General features: G+C 42.8%; 23 protein-coding genes, 1 tRNA gene and 1 riboswitch. Of the genes, 22 read left to right on the forward strand and 2 right to left on the reverse strand.

Going from position 1 to position 22905, the window contains the following annotated elements:
- Positions 1-23: 23 nt before the first annotated feature.
- The 5 genes from ACP8HG_RS02955 to ACP8HG_RS02975 all read left to right on the forward strand — a co-directional run bounded on the left by ACP8HG_RS02955 (position 24) and on the right by ACP8HG_RS02975 (position 5722).
- Positions 24-797: an electron transfer flavoprotein subunit beta/FixA family protein gene (locus tag ACP8HG_RS02955; protein ID WP_187047341.1), complete on the forward strand. Its 774-nt coding sequence runs from the start codon at positions 24-26 to the stop codon at positions 795-797.
- Positions 798-829: 32 nt separating this feature from the next.
- Positions 830-1804 (forward strand): electron transfer flavoprotein subunit alpha/FixB family protein, encoded by a 975-nt coding sequence (locus ACP8HG_RS02960; protein ID WP_187047342.1) that lies wholly within the window; start codon positions 830-832, stop codon positions 1802-1804.
- A gap of 125 nt (positions 1805-1929) precedes the next feature.
- Entirely contained in the window at positions 1930-2244 is a 315-nt protein-coding gene (trxA, locus tag ACP8HG_RS02965) for a thioredoxin (RefSeq protein WP_067207845.1), read from the forward strand.
- Between the two features lie 146 nt (positions 2245-2390).
- Positions 2391-4184 (forward strand): excinuclease ABC subunit UvrC, encoded by a 1794-nt coding sequence (uvrC, locus tag ACP8HG_RS02970; RefSeq protein WP_187047343.1) that lies wholly within the window; start codon positions 2391-2393, stop codon positions 4182-4184.
- Between the two features lie 49 nt (positions 4185-4233).
- Positions 4234-4413, forward strand: a riboswitch (Lysine riboswitch).
- 91 nt (positions 4414-4504) lie between these two features.
- Positions 4505-5722 carry an aspartate kinase gene (locus ACP8HG_RS02975; protein ID WP_438298164.1) on the forward strand — a complete coding sequence of 406 codons (1218 nt, stop codon included), beginning with the start codon at positions 4505-4507 and terminating at the stop codon, positions 5720-5722.
- Positions 5723-6232: 510 nt separating this feature from the next.
- Here the strand turns inward: ACP8HG_RS02975 and ACP8HG_RS02980 are convergent.
- Positions 6233-6649 (reverse strand): YslB family protein, encoded by a 417-nt coding sequence (locus tag ACP8HG_RS02980; protein ID WP_338652858.1) that lies wholly within the window; start codon positions 6647-6649, stop codon positions 6233-6235.
- 237 nt (positions 6650-6886) lie between these two features.
- Between ACP8HG_RS02980 and ACP8HG_RS02985 the strand changes: the two genes are divergently transcribed.
- The 17 genes from ACP8HG_RS02985 to ACP8HG_RS03065 all read left to right on the forward strand — a co-directional run bounded on the left by ACP8HG_RS02985 (position 6887) and on the right by ACP8HG_RS03065 (position 20782).
- Positions 6887-7495, forward strand: coding sequence for a succinate dehydrogenase cytochrome b558 subunit (locus ACP8HG_RS02985; protein WP_067207855.1), 609 nt, complete (start codon positions 6887-6889; stop codon positions 7493-7495).
- A gap of 120 nt (positions 7496-7615) precedes the next feature.
- Positions 7616-9370 carry a succinate dehydrogenase flavoprotein subunit gene (sdhA, locus tag ACP8HG_RS02990; protein ID WP_067207858.1) on the forward strand — a complete coding sequence of 585 codons (1755 nt, stop codon included), beginning with the start codon at positions 7616-7618 and terminating at the stop codon, positions 9368-9370.
- Between the two features lie 5 nt (positions 9371-9375).
- Entirely contained in the window at positions 9376-10182 is an 807-nt protein-coding gene (gene sdhB, locus ACP8HG_RS02995; protein WP_338652857.1) for a succinate dehydrogenase iron-sulfur subunit, read from the forward strand.
- A gap of 138 nt (positions 10183-10320) precedes the next feature.
- Positions 10321-10764: an acyl-CoA thioesterase gene (locus tag ACP8HG_RS03000; RefSeq protein ID WP_067207864.1), complete on the forward strand. Its 444-nt coding sequence runs from the start codon at positions 10321-10323 to the stop codon at positions 10762-10764.
- A gap of 72 nt (positions 10765-10836) precedes the next feature.
- A complete protein-coding gene (locus tag ACP8HG_RS03005) occupies positions 10837-11061 on the forward strand; it encodes a helix-turn-helix domain-containing protein (RefSeq protein WP_067207867.1) in 225 nt (74 codons plus the stop codon).
- Between the two features lie 204 nt (positions 11062-11265).
- Positions 11266-11721, forward strand: a complete 456-nt coding sequence (locus ACP8HG_RS03010) for a MarR family winged helix-turn-helix transcriptional regulator (RefSeq protein WP_067207869.1) — start codon at positions 11266-11268, stop codon at positions 11719-11721.
- A 9-nt stretch (positions 11722-11730) separates the two neighbouring features.
- Complete coding sequence (racE, locus tag ACP8HG_RS03015; protein ID WP_338652855.1) at positions 11731-12525, forward strand: glutamate racemase; 795 nt, start codon at positions 11731-11733, stop codon at positions 12523-12525.
- A 100-nt stretch (positions 12526-12625) separates the two neighbouring features.
- The gene (rph, locus tag ACP8HG_RS03020; protein WP_067207874.1) at positions 12626-13384 is read left to right on the forward strand and encodes a ribonuclease PH; all 759 of its coding nucleotides are present in this window, start codon (positions 12626-12628) and stop codon (positions 13382-13384) included.
- On the forward strand, positions 13381-13995 hold the full coding sequence (locus ACP8HG_RS03025) for an XTP/dITP diphosphatase (protein ID WP_067207875.1): 615 nt from the start codon (positions 13381-13383) through the stop codon (positions 13993-13995). Before rph ends, ACP8HG_RS03025 begins: the two co-directional genes overlap by 4 nt.
- Positions 13992-14486 (forward strand): metallophosphoesterase, encoded by a 495-nt coding sequence (locus ACP8HG_RS03030; RefSeq protein WP_438298165.1) that lies wholly within the window; start codon positions 13992-13994, stop codon positions 14484-14486. Before ACP8HG_RS03025 ends, ACP8HG_RS03030 begins: the two co-directional genes overlap by 4 nt.
- A 77-nt stretch (positions 14487-14563) precedes the next feature.
- Positions 14564-14637, forward strand: a tRNA-Arg gene (locus ACP8HG_RS03035).
- Positions 14638-14842: 205 nt separating this feature from the next.
- On the forward strand, positions 14843-14992 hold the full coding sequence (locus tag ACP8HG_RS03040) for a hypothetical protein (protein ID WP_342537942.1): 150 nt from the start codon (positions 14843-14845) through the stop codon (positions 14990-14992).
- Between the two features lie 1657 nt (positions 14993-16649).
- Positions 16650-17372, forward strand: coding sequence for a hypothetical protein (locus tag ACP8HG_RS03045; protein WP_067207936.1), 723 nt, complete (start codon positions 16650-16652; stop codon positions 17370-17372).
- A gap of 15 nt (positions 17373-17387) precedes the next feature.
- Entirely contained in the window at positions 17388-17777 is a 390-nt protein-coding gene (locus tag ACP8HG_RS03050) for a GntR family transcriptional regulator (protein ID WP_438298166.1), read from the forward strand.
- 2 nt (positions 17778-17779) lie between these two features.
- Positions 17780-18625, forward strand: coding sequence for an ABC transporter ATP-binding protein (locus tag ACP8HG_RS03055; protein ID WP_187047402.1), 846 nt, complete (start codon positions 17780-17782; stop codon positions 18623-18625).
- A gap of 23 nt (positions 18626-18648) precedes the next feature.
- Entirely contained in the window at positions 18649-19581 is a 933-nt protein-coding gene (locus ACP8HG_RS03060; RefSeq protein WP_067207944.1) for an ABC transporter ATP-binding protein, read from the forward strand.
- A complete protein-coding gene (locus ACP8HG_RS03065) occupies positions 19574-20782 on the forward strand; it encodes an ABC transporter permease (RefSeq protein ID WP_187047403.1) in 1209 nt (402 codons plus the stop codon). The genes ACP8HG_RS03060 and ACP8HG_RS03065 overlap by 8 nt, the downstream gene beginning before the upstream one ends.
- A gap of 1164 nt (positions 20783-21946) precedes the next feature.
- Here ACP8HG_RS03065 and ACP8HG_RS03070 read toward each other — a convergent pair.
- Complete coding sequence (locus ACP8HG_RS03070; RefSeq protein ID WP_067207950.1) at positions 21947-22849, reverse strand: LysR family transcriptional regulator; 903 nt, start codon at positions 22847-22849, stop codon at positions 21947-21949.
- Positions 22850-22905 lie beyond the last annotated feature (56 nt).

Raw genomic sequence — 22905 nt, forward strand, 5'->3', positions numbered from 1 at the left:
AAAAAGTTAGGGAGGCCTGCAATATGAATATTTATGTACTAGTAAAACGGACATTTGATACAGAGGAAAAGATCACGGTTTCTAACGGTAAAATTTCTGAGGATGGTGCGGAGTTCATCATCAATCCTTATGATGAATATGCAATTGAAGAAGCTATCCAGGTACGCGACGCAAATGACGGCGAAGTAACTGTCATTACAATCGGTGGAGAAGACGCGGAAAAACAACTTCGAACAGCGCTTGCAATGGGTGCAGACAAAGCGGTTCTAATCGATACTGAAGATGACCTTGATGAAATGGATGAATTCACATCTGCTAAAATTATTGCTGAGTATTTGAAAGATAAAGAAGTAGATTTGATTCTTGCAGGAAACGTTGCAATTGATGGCGGTTCTGGACAAGTTGGTCCACGTGTGGCTGAACTTCTAGGCATTAACTACGTAACGACAATTACGAACCTTGAAATCAACGGTACATCCGTCAAAATCATTCGTGATGTTGAAGGGGATTCTGAAACAATTGAAACGTCACTGCCATTACTAGTGACTGCTCAGCAAGGTCTTAACGAACCACGCTACCCGTCACTTCCAGGTATTATGAAAGCGAAGAAAAAGCCGCTTGAAAAGCTTGAACTAGATGATCTTGACCTAGAAGAAGATGACGTAGAAGCGAAAACACAAACAATCGAAATTTACCTTCCGCCGCAAAAAGCTGCTGGACGTATTCTTGAAGGCGAAATTTCTGATCAAGTGAATGAACTTGTAAATCTGCTTAAAAATGAAGCTAAAGTAATCTAATCAGACTTTTAATTGTAATGGAGGGACTATAAATGTCTAAAAAAGTAGTAGTACTTGGGGAAGCACGAGAAGGAGCTTTGCGTAACGTTTCATTCGAAGCGATTGCAGCTGCTAAAAAGATTTCGGGAGGCGGAGAGGTTGTCGGGGTATTGCTCGGGGATGCTGTTCAGTCACTTGCAGAAGAAATGATTCATTACGGAGCAGACCGTGTCGTTACTGTGGAACATCCACATTTGAAACTATATACTTCTGACGCATTCAGCCAAGCGTTTATGGCGGTTTACGAACAAGAGAAACCGGAAGCTATTGTGTTCGGTCACACAGCTTTAGGGAAAGATTTGTCACCTAAGATTGCTAGTAAACTAGCATCAGGTTTAATCTCTGATGTAACTACTATTGAAGGCGAGGGCGATGCTGCGGTATTCATCCGTCCAATCTTCTCTGGTAAAGCATTTGAAAAAGTGAAGAACAAAGACGGACTTCTATTCATCACAGTACGTCCGAATAACATTGCGCCTTTAGAGCACGACGCAGGCAGAACAGGCGACGTAGCTGCACTATCTGTTGATGTTACCAATCTTCGTACAATCATTTCAGAAGTTATTCGTAAATCGACAGAGGGTGTCGATCTTTCAGAAGCGAAAGTTGTTGTTGCAGGGGGCCGTGGCGTGAAAAGTGCGGAAGGCTTCGAACCATTGCAAGAACTTGCGACACTTTTAGGTGGAGCAATCGGTGCATCTCGTGGAGCGTGTGACGCGGATTACTGTGACTATTCTCTACAAATCGGGCAAACTGGTAAAGTTGTTACACCGGACTTGTACATTGCTGCAGGTATTTCGGGGGCAATCCAACATATGGCAGGAATGTCTAACTCGAAAGTAATCGTGGCAATCAATAAAGATTCAGAAGCGAATATTTTCAAAGTAGCAGACTATGGAATTGTTGGTGACCTTTTCGAGGTTATTCCGATGATGATTGAAGAAATTAAAAAAATTAAGACAAACTAATTTAAAGTGAAGCTCCCTCAATAGTGGGGAGCTTCTTTCAATAACTAAGCATATATTTAGCCCGTCATATAGCTGCATGCTATAATACAGACATAGGTTATCTATTAAGAGGAGGAAAATTTATTATGGCTATTATTCACGCGACTGATCAGAATTTTGACGAAAATATTAAAGAAGGACTTGTCCTTGTTGACTTTTGGGCACCTTGGTGTGGACCTTGTAAAATGATCGCTCCAGTTCTTGAAGAATTAAACGGCGAAATCGAAGGTAAAGCGAACATTGTTAAAGTTGACGTTGATGACAACCAAGAAACAGCTGGTAAATATGGTATCATGTCAATCCCTACTTTGGTTCTTTTCAAAGATGGAGAAATTGTTGACAAAGTTGTCGGCTTTAAACCAAAAGAAGCACTTGCTGAATTGATTGCAAAACACGCTTAATTAGTAACTTAATTTAGCAGAAGTTCAAAATCTGGGCGAAATATTTTTTGCGATGAAAGCGAAGCGGCAGTCGCAAATAGCCGAGATGTATTTGATAGAATAACCGGGTCCTTCATTGGCACCCGGTTTTTTGGTAGGTGAATTAGATGAATGAGTTAATCGCAGAAAAGTTGGCCATATTACCGGAGTTGCCAGGCTGTTATTTGATGAAAGATAGGCAAGGGACAATCATTTATGTGGGAAAAGCGAAAGTGTTGAAAAATCGGGTTCGTAGTTATTTTACGGGTAGCCATGATGCTAAAACACAGCGACTTGTTGGAGAAATCATAGACTTTGAATATATTGTCACTTCAACCAACCTGGAAGCGCTTGTCCTCGAGTTGAACCTTATCAAACAGTATGATCCGAAATATAATATCATGTTAAAAGATGATAAGACCTATCCATACTTAAAATTAACGGCAGAGCGTCATCCGAAACTAATCATTACGAGACAAGTGAAAAAAGACAAAGGGAAATACTTCGGTCCGTATCCTCATGCTTTTGCCGCCGGTGAAACGAAAAAGTTGCTTGACCGGCTCTATCCTTATCGAAAATGTCATACGATGCCTGATCGGGTCTGTTTGTATTACCATCTTGGCCAGTGCCTCGCCCCTTGTGTCAATGAAGTGGAATTGGAAACGTACAAGGAAATGGTTGATGATATTACCCGCTTTTTGAATGGCGGCTATAAAAGTGTGAAAAAAGAATTGACGGAAAAAATGGCTGCAGCTGCGGAGAATTTGGAGTTTGAGCGCGCGAAAGAATACCGCGATCAGATTGTTAATATTGAAGCGATTATGGAAAAACAGGCGATGACGATGAGTGATTTCACTGATCGTGATGTCTTCGGATTTGCTGTGGACAATGGATGGATGTGTGTTCAAGTCTTTTTCGTCCGTCAGGGAAAGCTAATTGAACGGGATGTATCGCTATTCCCGGTTTATCAAGAACCGGAAGAAGAACTGCTAACGTTCATCGGACAATTTTACGGTAAGTCCCAACATTTAATCCCGAAAGAAATCTTGTTGCCTCAGGGAATGGATAGTGAAATCGTCCGTCAACTTCTAGATGTCAATGTCTTCATTCCGCAGCGCGGTAAAAAGAAAGATCTCGTCCATCTAGCCATCAAGAATGCCGAGATATCATTGAAAGAAAAGTTCCAACTTATTGAACGACAAGAACTTCGTACAATTGGCGCATGTGAAGAACTTGGCAAGGCGATGAATATCACCATACCGTACCGTATTGAGGCATTTGATAATTCACATATGTACGGTTCAGATGCCGTCTCTGCAATGGTGTCATTCCTTGATGGGAAACCGAACCGTAAAGACTACCGAAAGTATAAGACGAAGACTGCAGCTGCACACGATGACTACGCGGCGATGCGTGAGGTTGTAAGGCGGCGTTATATCCGTGTGCTAAAGGATGATTTGCCATTACCTGACCTAATCGTTATAGATGGTGGTAAAGGTCATATGGAAGCGGCCAGGGAAATCATTGAAGATGAGTTGAACTTGTCGATTCCAATTGCTGGACTTGCGAAGGACGATAAACACCAGACGGCGCAACTTCTCTATGGCAATCCGATTGAAATGATCCCGCTAAAGAGAACGAGTGAAGCGTTTTACTTGTTACAGCGAATTCAAGACGAGGTGCACAGGTTTGCAATTACTTTCCACAGGCAACGGCGCGAAACTAATTCATTGACATCAGCGCTCGATGGATTACCAGGCGTCGGACCGAAACGGAAAACATTATTACTTAAACACTTTGAATCTATGAAAAAGATTCGTGAAGCATCCGTTGAAGAGCTGCAACAAGCGGGCTTGCCGAAGGTGGTTGCGGAATCAGTGGAAACGTATTTCCGTGAAGAGGCATTGCGAGAAGAGAAGTAATGTGATAGAGTGAACGCACTGAGTTTTTTCACTAAAAAATTGCATATGTAGTGAAGATAGAGGTGCGGATACCAATAGTAAATCTCCGGAAGGCGGCAGCCTGATGAACGGGATTGAAAGGAGTATTCGCCGAAGCGGACCAATCGGCTGTCACGATTGTCCTGCTGGATTTCCATTGAATAAATGGAAGTCTGTCAGGTATAAAAATACCTGGAGAGCTATCTGAACGGGGCGGCTCTTCGGCGAGCGCTCCAATCGGACCGGCTCTCATACTTATGAGGGCCGTTTTTGCGTTCAGGGGGAAATTGGAGGGAATAATTATGGAACGAATTGTAATGAAATTTGGTGGCACATCAGTTGCGAACCCCGAGAGGATTGCACGCGCTGCAAAGCTTGTACAAGGTGAAGTAAGTCGGGGGAATCAAGTTGCGGTTATCGTCTCTGCAATGGGGAAAACAACGGATGATCTTCTAAAGCTCGCCGTGGAAGTTAATCCGAAAGCGGGCCGCCGCGAACTTGATATGCTACTTGCGACAGGTGAGCAAGTAACAGCATCCCTTTTAGCGATGGCAATTGCGGCACAAGGTTTGGAGGCTCGCTCATATACAGGGTGGCAAGCGGGTGTAACGACAGAGTCAGTTCACGGCAATGCGCGAATCGAGCAAGTCCATGCAGATAAGGTTGTATCGACGCTTGAATCGGGTGCTGTTGCAGTGATTACCGGCTTTCAAGGTGCTGACAGCTCAGGTGAGTTGACAACACTTGGTCGCGGGGGATCTGATACAAGTGCTGTGGCGATTGCGATTGCAATAGATGCAGCTATCTGTGATATTTACACAGATGTTGAAGGGGTATTTACGACAGATCCAAGATTAATTGGACAAGCGAAGAAACTTGAGGAAATATCATATGATGAAATGCTTGAAATCGCCAATTTAGGAGCAGGAGTACTTCACCCAAGAGCGGTTGAGTTTGCCAAGAACCATCAAATGCCGCTTCGGGTCAGACCTGCACATATGGAAGGTGAAGGAACGATTATCAAGGAGGAAATTGATTTGGAAAACAATTTAATTGTTCGGGGCATCGCCTTTGAAAGAGATATCATTCGGATTACAGTTATGTATGACGTTCCATACAATAGCTCGCTTGCGAATATATTCACTGCACTTGCGGATCACCATGTTAACGTCGATATTATCGTCCAGACAATTATGGAAGGCGTACAGCCGTCTGTGTCATTTTCCATTAAGAAAGAGGATTTTGCAGAAGCTATTAATGTTTTGGAGACGGAAAAAGAAGCTCTTGGTTACAACAGAGCCGACTTTGAAGTGGGTCTTGCGAAAGTTTCAATCGTTGGAAGTGGAATGGTATCCAACCCAGGAGTCGCTGCTCAAATGTTTGAGATACTCCGTAGTGCTTCAGTTCCTGTGAAAATGGTTAGTACGTCTGAAATCAAGGTATCCGTTGTCATTCCAGAATCCGATATGGAAATAGCGGTAGCGGCGCTTCATAAACAATTCGGGTTAGACAACGACTGAAATAATTTTTTTGTCTATTGGTTAACCATTTTATTGCAAGTGCCTGAAGACAAAGGGCACTCTATCACTTTTAATAAAGCCTTCCTTGCAAATTTTAGCTAAGACTATACAAGTTACAGTGCAATTCCATATAGAAAGTGACACTTCCTTAAAATCAAAAAGGGAATGCTATATAGATGGATTCAGCAGCCAAAATTCCATCTTTGGCTGCTCTATTATGGATTGGAAAGTGCTTATTCATTCGTTCCCAAAAACCCCTCATGCGATTAACGAGAAAACTGCGAGAGGTGCAACCCAACGGTAACTATACATAGGGTGTTTCATCATGAAAATAAGCAGTAATTTACTGGTTATTTTTAGTTATATATGTTGACATAAAGAAACCTCTGAACAACGCACGGCGCATGGAGATGCCTTCGCTGGAGATCATATAGAATCAATAGTTCAACATATATAGATTAGTTGTATGAAAAAGAAGATGCGCCCGATTTAAAGGATGCATCTTCTTTTTCATGCCTCAACTTTCGTTTTTAAGTCCCATTTGACTTGGAAATGGATGAGACCATCCTTTGCGTTAAATTCTCCGTAGCACTCAGTGAGCAGTCCACTAAATTTCTGGTACTGTTGTGCAATGAAACCGGCTTCAAGTTGGCAAGATCTGTTTTGGGCATTTGTAGCGAAATCATTTTTTAAAGAATAAAAAGCCTCGTCTTTCAACGTCTTTTCAAGATGAAGTGGTCCCCATCCGGCTTCTTGAAAGAACTCAGGAAGTTCATCAATACCAAAAATCGGGAATTTTCGAGCTACTTCTTTTCCGGCCCAATAAAGGATTTCATCTTCATGTTTCCCGAGGATACTTGGCAACACGTGATCTCGTAAAATTTCATAGCCAAAACGGGTTGGTGAATCATATGTAGTATTTTCCAATCGAATATGCAACCCTTTCGGTTAAATGATAGCGTTAATGAATCCAAGAGAATAATAATATATTAAATTCGGGCGTGTCGAAAAGCCCACATCGTCTTGACCTCTTCAAAACTGAGGAGTACAATGGTTATGTCATAATATTGTACCACGAAGAGGTACGTCGTCAACGGTCGCTTCATGTCGAAATGATGACAGAGGCGCACTGAAGGACTCAGTTAATAAAGGAGGGTAAAAGACTTGTCGAGAGAATCAGATTTTTATTTGCGTCGTCTTCATTCACTGCTCGGAATCATTCCAGTGGGGCTTTTTGTTGCCCAACACTTAGTGATTAACCATTTTGCCACACGCGGTCCAGAGGCATTCAACACTGCATCCAATTTCATGGGTAACTTACCGTTCGTATTGTTTCTTGAATGGTTCATCATCTACATCCCACTTATGTTCCATGCGTTCTATGGTGTGTACATAGCTTTCACAGCGAAAAATAACGTAAAGCGTTACGGGACTTTCCGGAACTGGATGTTTATGCTACAACGTATTACGGGAGTATTCCTAGTCGTGTTCATCGCATGGCACATCTTCCAAACAAGAGTTCAAAAAGCATTGGGAGATGAAGTTGATTACGATATGATGGCTGACATCTTATCGAGTCCATTCATGCTTGCGTTCTACATTGCAGGTGTCCTTGCAGCTACATTCCACTTGGCGAACGGCGTTTGGTCATTCCTAGTAAGCTGGGGAATTACACAATCTCCACGTTCACAAACCATCGTTACGTATATCTCGATGGCAATATTCCTAGTGCTTTCTGTAATCGGTATACAAGCACTACTTGCATTTGTTTAATTTGAATCAGCAGAAATCCCTGCTGATTCAAATTTGGACGCAATTACGCCGAGGCGTAATTGAATAACAACTTAACTAAATGACTACGAGATCACCTATAATTTGAGGAGTGAAACAATAATGGCAAAAAGCAGATTGATTGTCGTCGGCGGTGGACTAGCCGGCCTGATGGCAACTATCAAAGCCGCTGAAGAAGGTACGCCGGTTGACTTGTTCTCCATTGTTCCGGTTAAACGTTCCCACTCTGTATGTGCACAAGGCGGCATTAATGGTGCAGTAAATACAAAAGGGGAAGGCGACTCACCTGACATTCATTTCGATGACTCTGTATACGGCGGAGACTTCCTTGCGAATCAACCACCAGTTAAGGCAATGACGGATGCAGCACCAGGAATCATTAGTCTATTGGACCGGATGGGCGTTATGTTCAACCGTACGCCAGAAGGATTGTTGGATTTCCGACGTTTCGGAGGTACAATGCATCACCGTACGGCTTTCGCTGGTGCGACGACAGGACAGCAGCTCCTTTACGCATTAGACGAGCAAGTTCGAAGTCATGAAGTTGCTGGACTTGTGACGAAATACGAACACTGGGAATTCCTTGGTGTTATTCTTGATGAAGAAGGCGTTTGTCGCGGTATTAAAGCGCAAAACATGAAAACGATGGAGATTCAAGCCTTTAAAGGTGATGCAGTCATTATGGCAACAGGTGGACCTGGAATCATTTTCGGGAAAACGACAAACTCTGTCATCAATACAGGTTCTGCAGCTTCTATCGTTTATCAGCAAGGTGCACACTACGCGAATGGTGAATTTATCCAAATTCACCCAACAGCAATTCCAGGAGACGATAAACTGCGTCTTATGAGTGAATCGGCACGTGGTGAAGGTGGACGTGTCTGGACTTATAAAGACGGCAAGCCTTGGTACTTCCTTGAAGAAAAGTATCCGGATTACGGTAACCTAGTACCGCGTGATATCGCAACACGTGAAATATTTGACGTTTGTGTTAACCAAAAACTTGGTATCAACGGTGAAAACATGGTGTATCTGGACCTTTCCCATAAGGATCCAAAAGAGCTTGATATTAAGCTTGGTGGAATCATCGAAATCTATGAGAAATTCACAGGCGACGATCCACGTAAATTACCGATGAAAATCTTCCCGGCTGTCCACTATTCAATGGGCGGACTATGGGTTGACTATAATCAGCAAACAAGTATTCCAGGTCTATTCGCGGCGGGTGAATGTGATTATTCACAGCACGGTGCAAACCGTCTTGGCGCAAACTCACTCCTTTCAGCAATTTACGGCGGTATGGTCGCAGGACCGAACGCTATTCATTACATGAAAGGTTTGAAACGTTCTGTAGTGGACCTTCCTTCTACAATCTTCGACGCAGCAGTGAAAGAAGAGCAGCAGAAGTGGGATGATACGCTTAAAATGAACGGTACTGAAAACGCTTATGTTCTTCATAAAGAACTTGGCGAATGGATGACTGATAACGTAACAGTAGTTCGTTACAATGACAGACTACAAGCGACAGACGATAAAATCGTTGAGCTTCTTGAGCGTTATGAAAACATCAACATTACGGATACACAACTATGGTCTAACCAAGGTGCAACATTTACGCGTCAACTGAAAAACATGCTATACTTGGCTCGTGTTATTACTCTTGGTGCACTTAACCGTAATGAAAGCCGTGGAGCCCATTACAAACCGGACTTCCCGAATCGTGATGATGAGAACTTCTTGAAAACGACAATGGCGAAATTCGATGGACATTCTGCACCAATCTTCCATTATGAAGAAGTAGATGTTTCCTTGATTCCACCACGTACACGCGATTACTCCGCGAAGAAAGGAGATTGACCTAAATGAGCGAGAACAATACGGCAGTACAAGAACGTGAACAGCAGACGTCACAGAAAACGGTTCGTTTTGAAATTCGACGTCAGGATACTGCTGAATCACAACCTTATTGGGAAAGTTTTGAATTAGAATATAGACCGAATATGAACGTCATTTCTGCTTTAATGGAAATTCGTCGTAACCCGGTCAACGCAGAAGGTAAGCAAACAACACCAGTTAACTGGGAAATGAGCTGTTTGGAAGAGGTTTGTGGGGCATGTTCAATGGTTATCAACGGACGTCCACGCCAATCTTGTACGGCACTTGTAGATCAGTTTACACAGCCGATTAAACTTGAACCAATGAAGACATTCCCAGTCGTTCGCGACTTGATTGTTGACAGAGAATTCATGTTTGATTCGTTGAAAAAAATTAAGGCATGGGTTCCGATTGACGGCACGTATGACCTTGGTGAAGGACCTCGTATGCCTGAGCGTAAACGCCAATGGGCATATGAACTTTCAAAATGTATGACGTGCGGTGTATGTCTTGAGGCATGCCCGAACGTTAACGACAATACGAACTTCATGGGACCTGCATTGCTATCACAAGTACGGCTGTTCAACTCGCATCCAACTGGTGCAATGAACAAAGACGAACGTCTGGCGACGATTATGACAGACGGTGGAATTGGCGAATGTGGTAACTCACAAAACTGTGTAGTTGCATGTCCAAAAGGAATTCCTTTGACTACTTCGATTGCAGCAATGAACCGTGCAACGAACGTACAAATGTTCAAAAACTTCTTCGGAAGTGACCATATGGTGGACTGATTTCAGTCCCTAGCCTCGCTACGGCATTATGCCTTGGCGGGGCTTTTTTCTATTTTTGTTTAGCACCTTCATTTATTAGGGAGTATTTGATAGAATAGATGAATGAGTATTCATTTTAGAAGAGGAGATGTTTGGTGAGTGAAAGCAGTGTACATAAAAGAGTTGTCGACATGGGAATCGGAATTCAAGTTTTCTGTACCTATATCCGTTCGTTTTTCTGAGACGGACATGTATGGTCATTTGAACAACACGGTCCCATTTATTTATTTTGAGCATGCGAGGATTGAGTTCTTAAAAGAGATTAGGCTTATGAATAATTGGCTTGATCCAAAGGGTGAAAATTTTCCGGTCGTTGCTGATTTGCAATGTGATTTTTTGAAGCAAGTCTTTTTTGATGAAAAGTTGGAAATATTCGTTAAAGCTGCCGCAGTTGGTAACAGTTCTGTTGATATTCACTATATGGCGAAGAACAGTAAAGATGATATCGTCTTCACAGGACGAGGTACGATGGTTCAGATTGGCAGACAGACGGGCAAAGGTGTTGCGTGGTCTGAAGAGGAGAAAATACTTTTTGTTAACTAAATCACCATGTAGCCGGCACAGCTCGCCGCCTCTTCACATATTTTAAAGTGAAAGTGGATAGGAGGGCGCGTCTTGATAGAGGACTCTAAAAACCGTTCTTTGCTTACGGCAAGAGAGCGAGAAATTTTTAATCTGCTCGTTGAAGATCAAACGACAAAAGATATTGCGGGGCGGCTCGGAATCAGCGAAAAGACTGTTCGCAACCATATTTCGAACACAATTCAAAAGCTAGGTGTTTCCGGCAGAGCACAAGCGGTAATCGAATTGTTACGGTTGGGAGAGTTACAATTGCGTTGAAGCAGGTGTTAATGATGAAGGGTGATCATAGCCGAGTGTAGGTGATTGATGCCTTGTAACAGTAGCTGTTTGATCTGCATTATGCAGCTCTCAAACAGCTTTTTTTTAACGTTTTTTACCATCAATTTATTAGGTATTGCCATAAGCGCAAAAAAGGGGGACAATAGGTAGACAGTATTTGTTTTCAGGGAGCTGGTTCAGTTGATGGAAAATAACCCACCAAAAATTCAATATACAGATGAAGTTGCACATATGGAGAAAGAATTACGGTATGTTGCAGCAATCATCAAACAACAAGGCCGTAGAATTCTTAGTAATTATACAATCACTCCACCTCAATTCGTTGCTTTACAGTGGCTATTTGAACATGGAGATATGACGATTGGGGATTTGTCGAACAAGATGTTCCTTGCATTCAGTACTACGACTGATTTGGTCGATCGGATGGAAAAGAACTCGCTTGTGAAGCGTGTCCGCAATGATCAAGATCGCCGTGTTGTCCGAATTCATCTTCTTAGCGAAGGTGAACGGGTAATCGAAGAAGTAATTGATAAACGCCGTCATTATTTGAATTCGGTGTTAGTAGACTTCGATGAACAACAAGTGAAGGACTTCTCAGATTTGCTGAGTAAACTACATCAAGAGATGAAAAAGGATTGAGGGATTTTAGTGGAAGCACCAATTGGAGTAATTGATTCGGGCGTCGGCGGGCTAACCGTGGTTAAAGAGATGCTCAATCGACTACCACATGAACCCATTGTCTATATAGGGGATGATGCTCGTTGTCCATATGGGCCCCGGCCGATTGACGAAGTCCGGGAGTTTACAATGGAGATGGCATCAGCACTTTCCGAAATGGGTATAAAAATGCTTGTCATTGCTTGCAATACGGCTACGGCTGTTGCACTCGATGATATCCGAGCACGATTTTCATTTCCTGTCATCGGCGTTATCGTGCCAGGTGCACGGGCTGCAGTTAATGCGTCCGTGGCGGGAAAAATTGCTGTGCTTGGGACTGCTGGAACGATTAAAAGTGGCGCTTATAATGATGCAATCCATGTTCTTTCACCGAATGCGATGGTTTACTCACTTGCGTGTCCTGAATTTGTTCCAATTGTCGAAAGTGGTCAGTATAAGTCAGATAATGCAGGTATCATTGTTGACCGTACACTCCGTGAACTTGAGGGGAAAGATTTTGATGCGGCGATATTGGGGTGTACACATTATCCATTATTGCAGCAACATATTACAACCTCCCTTCCGAATAATGTAAAAATTATTTCATCCGCGGTAGAAACAGTGTGTGATGTTGAACGTATTCTACTTTCTAAAGGCATTGAGCGCATTGCTGACAGCATAGTGGCACCTGTTTTTTATACAACAGGGGAGTCAGAAACTTTTCAAGGCATTGTTGAAGACTGGTTGTCGATTGAAAAGCCTAATGTAAGCTATATTGAATTGTAAGAAACCCGGAATGTCCAGATTTGGACATCCGGTTTTTTGCGTATATGAAATGAGTTATGATAAGATGAATGCGCAATCTGAATGATGGAGGGTACACGATATGAGACATGATGGAAGAATGGCCGACATGATTAGGCCGGTAACAATTGAAACAGATTATTTAATTCACCCCGAAGGCTCAGTTCTTATTACGGTCGGAAATACGAAGGTGATTTGTACAGCTTCTATAGAAGAACGGGTTCCACATTTTTTACGTAATAGCGGAAAAGGCTGGATAACAGCGGAATATTCTATGTTGCCACGCGCTACTGGACAAAGAACGCAACGTGAAGCTTCAAAAGGTAAGGTTAGCGGACGTACGATGGAAATACAGCGCTTGATAGGCCGTGCACTGCGCGCTGTCATCGATTTGGAGACGCTTGGTGAACGAACTATCTGGGTGGACTGTGACGTTATCCAGGCAGATGGTGGTACGCGTACAGCGTCGATTACGGGTGCGTTCGTCGCAACAGCAATGGCAATCTCGAAACTACACATCGAAAAAGGATTAGCTAAATTCCCGATAACTGATTTCCTTGCTGCAACGAGTGTAGGGAAGACGGTTGAGGGTGAACTCATTCTGGATCTGGACTACATCGAGGATTCGTCGGCTGCTGTCGATATGAATGTTGTTATGACTGGTGCCGGCGCTTTCGTCGAACTTCAGGGGACAGGCGAAGAATCGACATTTACGCGCGTTGAGATGAACGGTCTTGTGGAGCTTGCAGAAGTAGGAATTAACCAACTAGTTGAAGTGCAAAAAGAAGCACTTGGACTTGTTGCGCAGTTGATCAAACCGAAAGAACAAGGTGAATCATGAAGGAAGTATTGATAGCCACGAATAATGTGGGCAAGGCAAAAGACTTTGAAGCGTTGTTTAAGCCACTGGGAGTAAAAGTTCTTACGTTAAATGATATCGAAGGAGATATCGATGTAGAAGAAACGGGCGACACATTTGAGGCGAATGCGATTCTGAAAGCAGAGACGGTCGCACGCTTGCTTGGCAAAATCGTTATTGCAGATGATAGTGGACTTGAAATCGATGCGCTTGGCGGCGCGCCAGGCGTCTACTCCGCGCGTTATGCGGGTCTCGAGAAGAATGATGATGCAAATATCGACAAAGTACTACAGGAGCTAGAAACGACGCCTGTGGATGGTCGTACCGCTCGATTCCGCTGCGTGCTAGCAGTGGCTGGTCCTGGTTTGGTTACAGAAACGTTTTCGGGTAGCTGTGAAGGTCTGATTCACCATGAACGTCAAGGAAAGAACGGCTTCGGCTATGATCCAGTCTTCTTCGTGCCTGAAAAGAATCGAATGATGGCGGAATTGTCACCTGAAGAGAAAAATGAGATTTCACACAGGGGAGCAGCTTTAGCTCAGTTGAAATTCAAATTACCTCAATATATGACAGTGGCAGGTGATTCAGAATGAAGATTGTTGTTATGAGTGATTCGCATGGAGATAAGGAAACGGTGAAAGCCGTTTCTGCACTTTCTGCGGACGCGACTTTCCATTGCGGTGATAGTGAGCTGTCATTCGATGATTCAGTTTTACAGACAATGCATAGAGTCCGTGGAAACTGTGACAGGGATGCTAGGTTTCCCGCATCTGTTGCGGTCAAGGTAGAGGGGAAGACAGTTTTAGCTGTACATGGTCATGAGCATGATGTGAAACAATCGTTGATGGGGCTTTATTATTATGCAAAAGAATCTGGAGCAGATATCGTTCTATTTGGCCATTCGCATTTGTATGGTGCTGAGATGAAAGACGGAATACTGTTCTTGAATCCAGGCAGCACAATGCAGCCACGGGGCGGGAAAGATGCGACTTATGCTGTTGTAGAATGGGATGAAACGGTACGTGTTACATTCAAGAATATGGCGTCGGAAACAGTAGATTTTATAAAACTAAAAAAGATTTAAAAAAGCGTTGACTTTATTCCTAATGCAATATATACTAAGTATTGTCCTTAGGGAATGAATGAAAGTTTGAAACGCACGTCTCAGTAGCTCAGCTGGATAGAGCAACGCCCTTCTAAGGCGTCGGTCGGGGGTTCGAATCCCTCCTGGGACATTAAAAAAGCGCAGTTCAAGCCTTGATGTGATAGGGTTTGAGACAGATTAGGGATTCGGTCAGGGCTTCGGTCACTGGTGCAGAATCCTTTTTTTGTACCCTAGTATTTTACGTGTAATAAGACACGAAATGATCTTCCGAAAATAAGGTATATTATATTTGTTGAATAGATTCTCTTTAAAAACAAGAAAAGTAGGTGAACAAAGTGGGGAAATATCAATTGGACACCAAAGGTCAGGCAGCTGTGACGAAGTATCATGAAAAAAACATACCTGCCAAATTTGATAAAAAGCAGCAACTTGAAAAAATACGTGCGGAGTATTTGAAAAAGAAGCAAAAACAAACAGATAAATAAAAGGATGATATATCTTCAAAATCATCAAAAATAGACCAATGGCAAAAGGCTATTTTAGAATTAGTGATGGTATAACACTTGTTTAAGTATTTAAAGAGGATTAAAGTAAAATCATTCTTTTACATGAGCAGGTAGAACATTGATATAGGGTAAGTGCGAGGTCAGAGAATAGCTTATGAGCGCTCCTACGAAGGCAAATGTATATATATATGTATGTTGCTCAGGTGAGTTTAAAAGAGCGTATAGAACAAGTTCAGGCGGTTGAGAAGCAAGAGAATGCGAGTAGCAATGAAGCGAGGTAACCAAGTGTTTATCTCGTTTTTTATTTGTATTGCCAAAACAGATAATACCATCTGAGAATATCCTGTGAGCGTTCCTATGCTTTGATGTTGACTTGCTTTCATTGTTTTCTCCTTATAAGCGAAAAAAGAGCTTATTGTGGAAATAGAGGGGCATAGTTTCCGATATATAGGAAGGGTAACTTTCCATATATAAGTGACCTCATACACCCATGTGAATTGAAGTTGCTAACGAAACGAACTGAGCTTTGCAATAGGCTTGTATAAGGTTATCATTGGTTCAAAGGTAGTTACGGTCTGAAAAAGTAAATTGACCGAATCCCTATTAGAGTTTAAAAACGTCTCAAATTGTTGGTATGACTGTGTTGTCTTAGTAGCTCAGCTGGATTGAACAACGGCCTTCTAAGGCATCGGTCGGGGGTTCGAATCCGTCCTGGGACATAATGTAATAAAATTAATTTGAATAAAAAACACCTGAAACATTGTTAATTCAATGTTTCAGGTGTTTTTTATTTGCTGAGAGCCTGGTTGAATTTGATTGTTTTGAACAGTAACTACGCGGATTTCTCACACGACAATTGATTAGCGCGTTTCGACACTATGCTTTTGAAAGAAATATCGATTGATATGTTGTTTATAAAGTTGGAATTTAGAAGTCAGATTTCGTTCATCTTTTTTTTACACAAAAGGAATAGTGACATCAGTTGCCGACAAAAACGAAATTGATGTGTACTGTGTTTATTGTCCACAAACCGTTGAATACTATTAGTTTGACCCTAAACGATTTGATAAGTCATAAGCTTGTGAGTAGAGGCACCGAAGAATAATCAGGCCCACAACGTAAAGTTTGCAAATGATTATCATGAGGTTCCTAGTGTTTAGCTAAGCCGTCGGTCGGGTGACGAATCCCTCCTTGGGCATTAAAAAAAGATGTATGAATGACATCAGATCAGTCTTTTTAGTAAGTAGGGTAAAAGAACAGGATACCAACAGTACTGTATTTATCTCCATTTGTAAACGATTTGCCGGAAGAGGGTCGTGCAGTTACTGTAGCTTGGAGAGATAAATTCTTAGAACTTGTAGATAGAGAATAAAATCTGATCATAAATAAAAAGTGGACGCAAGTTTTTTATAACTTGCGTCCACTGCTATTTAATAAGCAATAAAACATCACCAGTTGTAATATAGATATTTCCATCTATTTCAACTGTTTTCACTATATTTCTCTTCAAGAAAATTATGCCACGCTCCTCAACTACTGTTTATTCTTTTTTTAAATGAATTGACCACTCTAAAAAGAATGTGTTACTGTGTATATGAGTATAAACAGTATAACAGTTAAGAAAGGGTGTTTATATATGAATGAATGGAAAGAAGCATACAGGCTCGCAGCTTTTGAAATAAAGGCTTCAATAAAAAGCTTTCTACTGATCTTGATTTTCTATATTGTGATGAGCCTGATTTTCATGCTGTCGTTCGATGTTTACCTGGAAGGCGAATTCAAATTCTTTGATTTTATGTTCATGCTGATTTTCTTCATGTTTCCGGCCTGGATGAAAGGTAAGGAATTCCAGATGCAGAAGATGGATGGGGATTTATGGACAGCGCCCTCAATTATCATGCTGCAGCAGCTGCCGATCTCCAAAAACATCATCGTCAAAAGCCGCTTCATCATTCATGCATTCTGTTCATTTCCGTTCCAGTTGGTTCTGTTCATCGCGATGCCGCTGATGTCGGAGAATTTCCGGGACATGATGACGCCTATCGCTTACATCGCATTCCTGCTGATTTGGCTGGGTTTATCGATTTCAGTCGGCTTTATCATGGCGGCGAGCGAAGCGGGAGGAAATTTCAATACGAGTACCATCGTAAAATCGTTTATTTACTTGGTGATTGGCGCCGTTGCACTTTATTTCATGTTCCCGCTTTTATCAGAGAACGGCTTTATCCACTGGACGATGTCGCTTGCAACTGAATGGACACTGCTGTCAGTCATCGTGGCTATTGTCTTGAGCATTGCGGGCTGTAAATACTGGCAAGCGGATATGAGAAAAACCATTAAGAAAACGGAATATCTGTGAGAGGGGGGCTGGACTTTGCTGCCGATACGCTTATCCAAAGATTCTCGTGAACCGATTTATCACCAGGTTGAAAAGCAGCTGAAAGCACTGATTGCGGGAGGCCATTTGCCTGCAGGAACGCCGCTTCCATCAATCAGGGTGCTGTCGAAAGACCTGGAGATTAGCGTCATCACGATACGTCGCGCCTATCAGGACCTGGAGTCACAGGGCTTCATCGAAACAGTCCAGGGCAAAGGGACTTTTGTCGCGGAAATACAGAACTCCATGAAACAGGAAACGATGACGGCTTCCGTTCAAACGGAATTCGAACGGGCCATCCGCAACGCGATGGATTACGACTATACTGTCGATGAAATCAAAACGGTTTTTGAAGAGACTTTAGAAAAACTCGCGAAAGGGGAATGACAATGCAGCCATGGATTGAAATAAAAGACGCGAATAAAAAGATTGATGATTTTCAGCTCGGGCCTGTCAGTCTAGCGATTGAGCCGGGGACCATCACGGCGCTGGTCGGCAATAACGGCTCTGGCAAAAGCACCTTGCTGAAGCTGATCATGAATCTGGCGAATCTGGACGGAGGAGGGATCAGGGTCTTTGGTAAATCGGTCGACGGGAAAGACGAAAGCTGGAAAAGGCATGTCACGTACCAACCGCAAAACGCTGTTGGCTGGAACGCCTATACAGGAGAGGACCTGAAAAGGCTGATTGCCCCTTTATATACGAAATGGGATGAGAAGCTTTTTGAACGCATGATCCAGCTACTCAACATCCCGCTCGATAAGCGTTTCGGCAAATTATCGCCAGGTCTCCAGCAGAAGCTGAGCCTGTCGCTCGCATTGCCGCGGAATACTGATATCCTGATTCTCGATGAACCTACCGTGTCACTCGACATCCCATCAAAAAAACAATTCATGGATTTGCTTGTCGAGTGGATGGAAAAGGAGGACCGTGCTGTCATCCTGACAACTCATCAGCCGGAGGATCTTCAGAAACTGGCGGATTACTTGTTTCTGATGAAGGACGGGCAGGCGGTCGGCCGGTATGAGAAAGACATGCTCGCTGCCGGATTCCGCCGCTATTGGCTCAAAGAAATGCCAGCGGTGCGAGTACCGGGTGAGGTTTCCCGTTCCGGAAACGAGCTGATATCAGATAATCCTGACACAACGGAACAGTATTTCACGCAACACGAACACAGTGTCATTGACGTCAAAGCCTTGGAACTGGAAGAAATCATCAGCCTTCTGCTGAAGTAGAGAACTAAGAGAGGATGAGAGAAATGGAAACAATGCTTACTGTAGAAGGTTTAGGAAAATCCTTCAAGGATAAGAAGATTGTCTCAAATATTTCCTTCGAAGTGAAAAAGGGAGAGATTATGGCGTTGCTCGGACCGAACGGGGCGGGGAAATCGACGACAATCCGCAACATCATGGGCATCTTGTATCCCGATGAAGGTACGATCGCTTTCCGGAACCGCTCTACGAAAGATATCCCGCGTGATAAAATTGGCTATCTGCCGGAAGAGCGGGGGCTCTACAAAAACGTCAAGGTCATGGACATTCTGCTGTATCTTGCGGACCTGAAGGATTATCCGCTGGACCTAGCTAAAGAACGCGCGCTCGAGTACTTGAAAAAGTTCGGCCTAGAGGGCAAGGATAAAGTATCGGTCGAGGAGTTGTCGAAAGGGATGGGTCAGAAAGTCCAGTTTATCGCCTCCATTCTTCATGAACCGGAACTGCTGATTCTGGATGAGCCGTTCTCAGGTCTTGATCCGGTCAGCCAGGAGCTGTTCAAAGAAGAAATCCGTTCACTGGCCAAAAAAGGCACGGCGATTCTATTGTCTTCGCATCAGATGAACCTTGTCGAAGAGATGGCGGACCGGCTGTTCTTGATTCACCGCGGCACGAAAGTGATCTACGGGACCCTGAGTGATGTCAAAAAGGAATATGCTAATTTCAAATGCACGATCAACGGCAGCAACAGCCGCAGCCTGCTTGAAAACCTGCCAGAAGTCGAGCGGGTCGAACAGAACGGGGCAACGGCTGTGCTTTATCTCACAAAACATGTGCAACCCGCTGTCTGGCTGAAAAATCTTCCAGATGAACTCGACATTCAGGAACTATCGATCGACCGGATTTCGCTCCATGAAATCTTCATAGATATCGCCACGGACAAGAATCTTTTGAAGGAAGTGGGGGAGTTGCATGCGTAACACGATGAAAGTCGCCAAATGGGAAATCAAACGCAATATGAAAAGCAAGTCGTTCATCATCGGCCTATTCCTGACACCAATCATCTTCCTAGCATTTTTCCTGCTGCCGGACCTGTTCAGTTCGGATGATGAAGCAGCGACAACGACAGTCTACGTCAATGACCAGCTCGGGGTCTACGGACAATTGGAAGCAGCGGTAGCAAATACCGAATGGCAGATGGAACAGACAGACACCACAGAACAGGAAGCCACCTCAGCGCTTGAAGGCAAAGAAGACGCTGCGTATATCTTCATCGACGAACAGGCAATTGAAACCGGAAAAGTTGCAGTTTACACGCATGAAGATACGAGTTCAGCCTTCATGGATGAAGTCCAGATCCTCGGTGGTCCGCTACAGATGCTGCAGATCGAACAGCTCGGCCTGACACAGGAAGAAGCGGCAGTTGTCGCGCAGGGAGTCGTCTTTGAAGATGCTTCAGAAAAACCGGAAGAAGGCGGCCTGTTCAGTGAAAACATGCTGGAACGTGTGATTCCAGGAGCATTTGCCGCTGTCGTCATGCTGTCAATTGTCTTCACCGGAATGGCAATCTTCCAAAGCGCGTCCCAGGAGAAGAAAGACAAAATTGCTGAGATTATTCTGTCGTCTTTAACGCCTGCAGAACTGATGCAAGGCAAGATCATCGGCTATTTTGTCCTCGGTATCATCCAGGTCGTTGTCTATATTGTCATCGCGCTGCCGGTGCTCATCTGGAAAATCGATTTTCCGATTATTGAGTATCTGTTAGTGCCCGAACTTCTAGTGCTAATATTCATTTCTATCCTCGGATACCTGCTCTATGCGGCGCTATTCGTCGGAATCGGTGCCACAATGGCTGATATCTCGACAGCGGGGAATTTCCAGGGCATGGTCATGATGTTACCATTCAGCCCATTCCTTTTCATTGGACCAGTCTTCAGCGATCCAAGCGGATTCTGGGCGCAGCTTGGAAGCTATATCCCGTTTACATCACCTGGCGTTCTCATTATGCGCCTGTCACTTCTTGAAGAATGGCCGTGGGTGCAAATCATTATCGCCATCGGAATTCTTGTCGTCAGCGTCTGGGTCTTCATGAAACTTGCGGGCAAAGTCTTCAAGATTGGCATCCTGATGTATGGCAAGAACGCTACACCGGGCGAAATTTGGAAATGGATTCGGGCGTAAAAAATAGAGCTTGCTAATCAACAATATCTATTAACCTTATAAATTATAGAATAGAAAACTTTCTTACACATGTGTTCATTAACTAAAAATAACCAATAAATAACTTAATTGACTACTAGACGCTCGGTGTACAGTTGCTTCTGGCTCGCATTGCATTGAACAACTTCTTTATATAACTGAGCTATTTTGATGTATAGGAATGCGACTTCGCCGCATTACTATACATCTTCTTCAGTAATCGTCTGGTGGTCGTTCATCCGTCGCGCCCCAAAGGCAAAGGTACACGAAGTGCTAATGCTTTTGGGAACGAGGGAATGGAGGGTTCCTAACTGGGTAAAAGCCGCCAAAGATGCAATTTTGGCGGCTGAAGCTTTCTCTATGGTCTTTTCTTATTTTAGGAAGTGTCACTTTCTATAGGAGCTTACCTGATGTGGAGTTTAAGCCTTATTAAAGAACACATTGTGCAATGTACCAGAGTGCCCGAAATTGCATCTTCGGGCACCGATACCTTGTGAAAAAGCTTGCTCTTCTTTACTTCTAAAGCAACAGCATTTTTCACTTGAATAGTGTGCCGAAAGCGAACCGGAAATGATCCAGTGAAAAGGGGTTTTCAAGCTTATGCATATCTGTTGTTTATGCAAGAAAATGGTTAATCAACAGACGTGACTTTCTTATTAAGTAAGGTGGAGAGATTTGACCCTTTGCAATCTTAACTGTAGATTGCCGAGGCACTGTGCTAATTCCGAAAGTATTCACGTAAAGTCGTCAAACCCTTTTGATAAGGTTTTGACGTTTTTTTGTCAGGATAAACGCTGTTTCAAATACAAGATTTTAGGCAAAGAACGAAATGTATTGTGTGAAAATGAAGACGGCTGTATTTCTTAAGGGAACAGATGTCGAATTCTGGTAAAAGAATTCGGGAGATTTTGAAAAAAATGGGACCTTAAACTAATTCGCATGCGGGTTGACCTGAAGGGTGCGCAAGAAATTCTCCGCTGTCGAGAACAATAAATACAGTCCGATTAAAGTTTTTTATTTACTGTAAATTCTGGATGGGGTAAAAACCACCCAGAATATTTATGAGTAATGAAAAACATGTAAAACATGAAACTCACAATTTTGTCTCCTATTATTAATAATTTTTTAGCCAATATTACAGGGGTTTTACTGGTACTGACCAAGTATAGAGAAGAAGCGGGTGACGAATTGATGGAATACCTTTTCAGATGGCGAAAGCTCTCGAGTTGCGGGGCTAATGATTCCAACGGTTCTTCGAATGATTGGTGTTTCTATTGGTATCTTAACTGTAAATCGTGGTGTAGAATCGTAAAAAGAGCTTTCGGGTAAAATAGTTACACCGATACCTGCTGCTACTAACCCTTTGATGGCATCCATATCTTCTCCTTCTGATGAAGTTTTCGGTGTGAAGCCAACACTATTACATGCTTCTACTGCGATTTTTTTTAGTACATATCCTTCTGGAAATAATATGAAATCATCGTTTCTTAAATCAATAAGTTGTAGCTTCTCACGTTTTGCAAAGGGGTGATTCGAAGGTAAAAGTACAGAGAAATTTTCAGTAAATAAAATAGATGTGTTGATCGAGTCATCTTTTGGAGGAAGCGGTCCTAAAAAGGCAAGATTTAGTTCCCTTTTATTCACAGCATCGATCAAATAATTATATGATCCTTGACGTAAATGAAACGCTACATTGGGATATTCTTTTTTAAACGCTGAAATGACAGTAGGTAATAGGTGACCAGCTAAACTAGTAGGAAATCCAATTTTGATAGTCCCTTTATCTGGATCTAAATATTCGTCTATTTGTTTTTTCGCATAATCAATCGCTTGCAAAGCAGAAATGCTATGTTCTGAAAAAATCTTGCCAATTTGTGTTAACTTCACATTTCTACCAACACGTTCAAATAATTCTACTCCAAGTTCATCTTCTAAATTTGCAATTTGTCTACTTACAGCTGATTGGGCTACATGCAAATGAATAGCTGCTTCTGAAATATGTTCACGTTCTGCTACTTCGATAAAGTACCTCAACTGGCGTATTTCCATACTTCCCTCCTAATCTATCTCAAAAACAGATCATTTATATCCAAATTATATATTGT

Origin of the sequence: Sporosarcina sp. FA15, from assembly GCF_051550195.1 — a bacterium.
Lineage (GTDB): Bacteria > Bacillota > Bacilli > Bacillales_A > Planococcaceae > Sporosarcina > Sporosarcina psychrophila.